Raw genomic sequence first — 6,571 nt, 5'->3', positions numbered from 1 at the left:
CAATTTGAAACGGATATTAAAGCTACTAAACGAAAATGAATAAAGAATAGAGACAGAAATAAGGCACTTCCTGTTCAAAATCGAACAAGAAGTGCCTTATTTTTATCTGAGAAAGGTTCGCTTTTATGAAAACGTAAGTTTTTCAGTGCCCTCAAAAGAATACAGCTCTTCATTTGAATTAGTCGTTATTACTTGGGAATGCAAACGTAGATGCTGTCGATGCTTGACTTGTCATCCAACGCTCTGATATTGTTTTTGTTTTTGTGAAAAAGCGTGCCTGATCGGGACCAAACATATGCCCTTCTCCAAAACGAGAGCCTTTAAATCCAGCAAAGTTATGGTAGCCTACTGGGATTGGAATTGGTACATTCACGCCAACCATCCCAACATCGATTTCTGTTGTAAATTTACGAGCTGCTAAACCGTCATTCGTAAAGATTGTTACCCCATTTCCAAGCTCATGCTTATTAATAAGTTGGATGGCTTCGTCCAATGAATCAACACGTACAACATTTCGAGCTGGACCGAATATTTCTTGTTCATAAATTTCCATGCCTGGTTTTACGTTATCTAGCAATGTTGGCCCTACAAAGAATCCTTTTGACTCTTTGACAATATCAAGTTCACGACCATCACAAACAACTGTTGCGCCTTCAGACTCGCCTCGATTGATTGCAGCAATAATCGCTTCCTTCGATTGCTGTGAAATGACAGGGCCAAAATCTGTCTCTGGATTTGTATATGAACCTACCTTCAAATTAGCGATTTTTTCCTTTAAGATTTCAACAAGACGATCTGCTGTATCCTTTCCAACAGGCATAATCGTAGAAATGGCCATACAGCGTTGAGAGGCAGCTCCAAAAGCTGCACCGATAAATGCATTTGCTACCTGCTCAAGATCTGCATCAGGCATAACAACCATATTATTTTTCCCTCCACCAAGTGCTGTGACACGTTTACCATATTTCGAGCCCGTTTCATAAATATATTTGGCAACTGGTGTCGATCCTACAAATGAAATTGCTTCCACAATCGGATTTTCTAATAGTTCATTAACTGCATCCTTATCCCCATTTACTACCGTCCAAATACCATCTGGTAACCCAGCCTTTTTCCAAAGCTCACTCACATATAAGGCAGTCATAGGAACACGCTCGGAAGCTTTTAAAATAACGGCATTGCCGACAGCAACTGCCATACTTGTTTGCGCTAAAGGTACCATGATTGGGAAGTTAAATGGCGAAATAGCCGCTACAACACCTAATGGATATTTTGCAGAGTAGGCATTAATCTGACCGCCCACATTGACTGAATACTCCCCCTTCATTAAATGAGGTGCACCGATAGCTAAGTCAACAGACTCCAAACCACGTGTAATTTCACCTTTCGCATCCTCAATTGTTTTACCGCTTTCTGTACAAATAATTTGTAAAAGCTCCTCCATATTTTCAGTAATAAGATTACGGAACTTTAATACAATCTCAGTACGTTTAGCTACTGATGTATCTCTCCATTGTGGAAAAGCTGCCTGTGCCTTATCGATTGCCTCTCGAGTTTCTTCTGCAGTTGCAAGTGGAACCTTGGCAATAACCTCACCAGTCGTTGGGTTAAATACCGAACCAAAACGTCCGCTTTTCCCTTCTATTAGTTCCCCACCAATAAAGTGCGTTAAAGTTTTAACCTCTTGTGCTGTTGTCATATTTCTAGTCCTCCTTTAAAATTGTTCAATTTTACATGCTTCTTTTAAACTTAAATAAGCAGCAGACATATCATTTTCTCCATAGCCTTGCTGAGAAATATCACTATAAAGATTCACTAATTTATTCCCGATTCGAAGTGGTACCCCTGCTTCTTCTGCCATATTTTTCGCTAGCTTCAAATCTTTTAATAATAGATTTGTAGAAAAACCTGGCTGATAGTTGTCGTTTTTCATGTATTCTAAAAAATTACGTTCATAAATACGGCTTTGACCGTAACTATTACTTAACACTTCATACAATGTATCTGCATGGATACCCATCTTTTCACCAAGCACGATTGTTTCAGCGACTGCCTCTGTATAAAATCCAATCATTAAATTATTGAGTAATTTTATACGTGTACCTACACTTGAAGACGTACCAAGATGATAAATATTTTTTCCTACTATTCGGAATATTTCAGAGCCACTTTGATAATCATCCTCTTCACCACCAACCATTATCGTCAGTGTTGCATGAATAGCACCTACAACACCTCCACTAACAGGTGCCCCAAGATATCGTAATCCCAATGATTGTGCTTCCTTATGTAAGGAATCATTCAATTCGGGATTTACCGTACTAAAGTCTATTAATAAACTTCCTTTTTTAGCATGATGCATTATACCCTGTTCAGATCTATATACTTGTTCCACTACTTGTGGTGTCGGCAAGCTCGTCATAATAATATCGCTTTGCTCAGCAACTTCCTTGGCTGTCGCAAATCCAACTCCACCTTCTTTTTTAAATTGCTCCATTGCTTGTGAATTAGTATCAAAGCCATATACCTTATAGCCAGCCTTTAATAAATTTACTGACATCGGTAACCCCATATTGCCTAAGCCGATAAAACCTAATTTCTCCGTCATTATTGACCTCCCCCGTTCCTTGAAAATCCAATGAACACTAGCCAAACTCTACTCTTTTATCGTAACATTAATAACGTGATTTATTAATTGACTACAGTCGTTGACCCTAGTCACTTAAATCATAATCAAAATAAATCCATCTCGTCAATTAAAAATTTTATATTTTCAGAATGTTTTTCCGTAGAAAACATCTTAAAATACTTTAAATTGGCTCATCATCATAACGTGAGGTTGATTTCCGTTCCGACTGGGCGCTTTCTTGGGGGTGTCCGATGAGCCGCTTCACTCGCCATGCTCGCTCCAGGGTCTCGGGCCAACACGATGTTGGTCACGAAGGCGTTATCACAGGATGTGATGGTTTTAGCCTTCGTTCCTCTATCGCTAATCCCCAAGGAGTCGCCCAGTCTCCGCTCCAATCAACTAATATACTTGGCATATGCTTTAACAAATGTCATCCACAACATTATGGTGATGATCCTTAAAAATGGAGGTAACATCGAAATATGAATTCATTAACTAGTCGACAATTAAAGGCATTAGAAACACGGGAAAAATTACTTAAAGCATCATTAGATTTATTTAATAAACATGGATTCGAGCATGTATCTGTTGAGCAAATTACTAAAGCCTGTAATGTATCGAAGGGAACATTTTACACACATTTCCCATCCAAGTACGATGTTATTTTAGAAAAATTTAAAGAGCTAGATAGTTTTTATGGCTCTGTGGAAAAAAATATTGATCACACATTGCCGGCAAGTGATAAAATTTTATTGCTGTATCAAGAACAAATGAAGTATTTAACAAATGTTGTTGGAAAAGATTTATTACGAACTGTGTATACTGCTGCGATGACAAATCAAGTGGAACAAGATCATTATTTAATAAATCCACAAAGAATGATATTCCAAATTATGAACAGTTATATCGAAGAAGGTATTCAACTTGGGGAGTTTCGTCACGATATAGAGGTTAATAAAATTCAAGCAATTATTCAACGTTGTATGCGTGCAAATGTCTATGATTGGTTAATTCATAATGAAGATTTCGATTTATCCGCGGAAATGGAACAATTTACAGCTATTGTGTTAGATGGATTGAAAGTAGAAAATAAATAGCTAAATTTAGAAGGGTTTGCTCAGGTGAAACTGCTTGTGTTTGGGTAAAGCCCTTTTCTGATCCGGTTGTATCTCCGTTCACTCAGGCTGCCAGGAGAACTGCCCGGGTAAAGCCACTATACGATCGGGTTACCCTGAGATATGATCAGGTTTTGGCTTTAAATTTGAGCGATTATTTAACTTCTATAGTGAAAATGTAAGAAGAACTTCCTTTGTCCCATCTACTAAAAACAATATATATATATACCTTTTTTGTTGGTGCAGAAAAAACATTACCTTCTACTTTTATTTTTTACTCTCACCCCGATTTTCCATTTCTATTTCTATCTTATCAATGGTTTTTTTCTTAAAATTGATTTTTATTTCACTTTGAGTGGATACAGGAAATGGAACAATGTTATTATCATCAATAATTTCTGATGGAGAGATTTTATCGACACATCCTGAACATGTAAATTCATTCCAATAATAAGAACATTGTAATACCGTTATCTTTTTACCTTCTGACAATACAATTAGTTTAGGTGGATCCGCATAAAGTAACATGAGAATCCAGACAAATCCGATAATAAATAAAACACTTATTACCTCCTAGTTAGTGTTTAATTTTACTAGGAACCACCATCACCAATTACATTTTATTTCACTCAATTTTACCATATCTGTATTTAGAATTATTATAGTTGACGAAAGAAGTAATCCGGTTAGGCACTCTTTTGATCGAGTTAAGCTTAAATACCCTCCCTTCCCCAAACTCTAAAAAAAGTAGCACTTCATCCATTTCATGATGAAGTGCTACTTGATCTGTTTTCATTAGCTAACAAAATATTTATTAACAATGGTTTCTACGGGTAATGGCTTGTTATATAAATAGCCTTGTCCTTTTTGGCATCGATGATGTTTCAGAAAATCAACTTGTGATGGTTCCTCGATTCCTTCAGCAATGACCTCTAATCCTAAATTGTGGGACATTGTAATAATGGCCTTAATAATTGCCTCATTTTTATCATCTTTTGTAATATCAGCTATAAATGATTGATCAATTTTTATGATATCTATTGGATAGCGCTTTAAATAGCTTAAAGATGAATAGCCTGTTCCAAAATCATCAACTGAAACAAAAACCCCTAGCTGCTTCAATTCAGTTAAAATTGAAAATGTTTCATGGACATTAGTCATGGAGCTTTCGGTAATTTCCACCTCTAATAATTCTGGTGGCACATTATACTTTTTCAAAGTAGTTTTAATTTTCCGAGCAAAGTTTTCTTTTCTAAATTGTTTTGGTGATATATTGATGGCAATTCGTACTGGTCGATAGCCCTTCATCTGCCACTCTTTTTGATAGCGACACACCTCGTCAATAATCCAATCACCGATTTCAATTATTAAGCCTGATGCCTCTGCAATAGGTATAAACTGTGCAGGAGACACAAAGCCAAATTTTCGATTATTCCATCGTAATAATGCCTCAAAGCTATTGATGCTATTATTCGCTAAATCCATTTGTGGCTGTAAATGAATACTTAGCTCATTAAACTCGATAGCACGACGTAAATGGGCCTCCATTAGCGCTTCATTTGGAAAAATAGTTGTCATATCTTCACGATAGTAACGGTAATGTGAACGCCCATGCTCTTTTACAGAAAACAATGCTTTATCTGCTTTACGTACAAGTGTTTCTAAATCCTTGCCATCTGCTGGACTGAGTGAGATACCAATCGACACGCTAATAAAATATTCTTGTCCATCAACCATAAACGGCTGTTTTAATGCTTCTAAAATAGCGTTAGCCGTATGTTCAATTTTGTTGACGTTTGCATCTTTTAGAACAAAAATAAATTCATCGCTATTATAACGGTAAAGCGAGCATTTGGAGTAACAGAGCTCACGAAGTCTATGACTAAACATTCGTAAAAGTTCATCACCCTTACTTTCACCAAGGGATTCATTGAACTTTTTAAAACGATCAATATCCACTAAAATAATAGCTACTTGCTTATTATGATTTTTATCATTTAAATGCTGAAGCCAATGCTCCTTAAAAGCCTTGCGATTCCAAATACCCGTTAATTCATCCATTAATGCTAAGTAATAAAAGGCCTCATGATCATTCATAAATGAAGTGGCGTCTTTCACAAATAAATGGACACCTACAATTTCACCATTAAAGTACGTTGGATGCGTTCTTAAATAAAATGGTTCTTTACTTAGCAATTGGCGTTTAAACAAGCATTTGGGCATACCAAATGCTGAGCTCTCAATAGTTTTAGCAAATAGTAATTTAAATTCGTTGATATACTTACTCTCTAATAATGAAAAAATATTTTGTCCTATCAAGCTTTGATGTTCTTTTGACAATAGAGAAGTGGCAACAACGTTTTGATGAATAATGCGACCTTGTAAATCAGTTGTTAATACCGGACTTACGTGCTGTTCCACAAATTGCAAATACGGTTCTACTTCATGCTGTTTCTCACGTAGAATAACTGCTACAACTGATTTTTCTAAGGGCTGTACACGAACAACAAATGTTTTTACTTTGTGCTCCGTACGTACCTCTAAACTTTGGTCTATATTCAATTCTTGTTGTAATATATTCGATAATTGCAGCCAACATTGCTCTGTAAAAAATTGTTCTGCGTTGGTGGCTTTCACATCTTGTAGCTTCATAAATGACGGTAGTTTATCGTTAAAATTAACGACCTCAAACGCTTTTGTATCAACTTTTCTCAAACATACAACTGCATCAAATGGATTAAGTTGTATGAATTGATGATAGTCTGCAAATTGCGCTACACTCTCTTTATATTTTTTCATTATATCCCTCACTAAGTAGCGTGTTTGC

The 6,571-nt window shown here is 36.3% G+C and carries 4 protein-coding genes; 1 reads left to right on the top strand and 3 read right to left on the bottom strand.

Annotated features, from left to right (window positions below; genetic code table 11):
* Positions 1–178 precede the first annotated feature (178 nt).
* Both ACQKOF_RS11770 and ACQKOF_RS11765 read right to left on the bottom strand, forming a co-directional pair.
* Positions 179–1,699: a CoA-acylating methylmalonate-semialdehyde dehydrogenase gene (locus ACQKOF_RS11770; RefSeq protein WP_427556987.1), complete on the bottom strand. Its 1,521-nt coding sequence runs from the start codon at positions 1,697–1,699 to the stop codon at positions 179–181.
* Between the two features lie 15 nt (positions 1,700–1,714).
* A complete protein-coding gene (locus ACQKOF_RS11765) occupies positions 1,715–2,608 on the bottom strand; it encodes an NAD(P)-dependent oxidoreductase (protein ID WP_427556985.1) in 894 nt (297 codons plus the stop codon).
* A 503-nt stretch (positions 2,609–3,111) separates the two neighbouring features.
* Here ACQKOF_RS11765 and ACQKOF_RS11760 point away from each other — a divergent pair.
* The gene (locus ACQKOF_RS11760; protein ID WP_427556983.1) at positions 3,112–3,726 is read left to right on the top strand and encodes a TetR/AcrR family transcriptional regulator; all 615 of its coding nucleotides are present in this window, start codon (positions 3,112–3,114) and stop codon (positions 3,724–3,726) included.
* Positions 3,727–4,539: 813 nt separating this feature from the next.
* On the opposite strand, the gene ACQKOF_RS11755 is transcribed toward ACQKOF_RS11760, so the two are convergent.
* Positions 4,540–6,543, bottom strand: a complete 2,004-nt coding sequence (locus tag ACQKOF_RS11755) for an EAL domain-containing protein (RefSeq protein ID WP_427556981.1) — start codon at positions 6,541–6,543, stop codon at positions 4,540–4,542.
* Positions 6,544–6,571: the final 28 nt, after the last annotated feature.

The sequence above is a fragment of the Lysinibacillus sp. NPDC093190 genome, from assembly GCF_050280425.1.
Lineage (GTDB): Bacteria > Bacillota > Bacilli > Bacillales_A > Planococcaceae > Lysinibacillus.
The sequence above is the reverse complement of the archived record's forward strand: the minus strand, read 5'-3'. Positions and strand labels throughout refer to the sequence as shown.

Excerpts from the sequence above, each read along its gene's own strand:
- ACQKOF_RS11770 (WP_427556987.1), bottom strand. The coding sequence starts at position 1,699 with ATGACAACAGCACAAGAGGTTAAAACTTTAACGCACTTTATTGGTGGG.
- ACQKOF_RS11760 (WP_427556983.1), top strand. The coding sequence starts at position 3,112 with ATGAATTCATTAACTAGTCGACAATTAAAGGCATTAGAAACACGGGAA.
- ACQKOF_RS11765 (WP_427556985.1), bottom strand. The coding sequence starts at position 2,608 with ATGACGGAGAAATTAGGTTTTATCGGCTTAGGCAATATGGGGTTACCG.
- ACQKOF_RS11755 (WP_427556981.1), bottom strand. The coding sequence starts at position 6,543 with ATGAAAAAATATAAAGAGAGTGTAGCGCAATTTGCAGACTATCATCAA.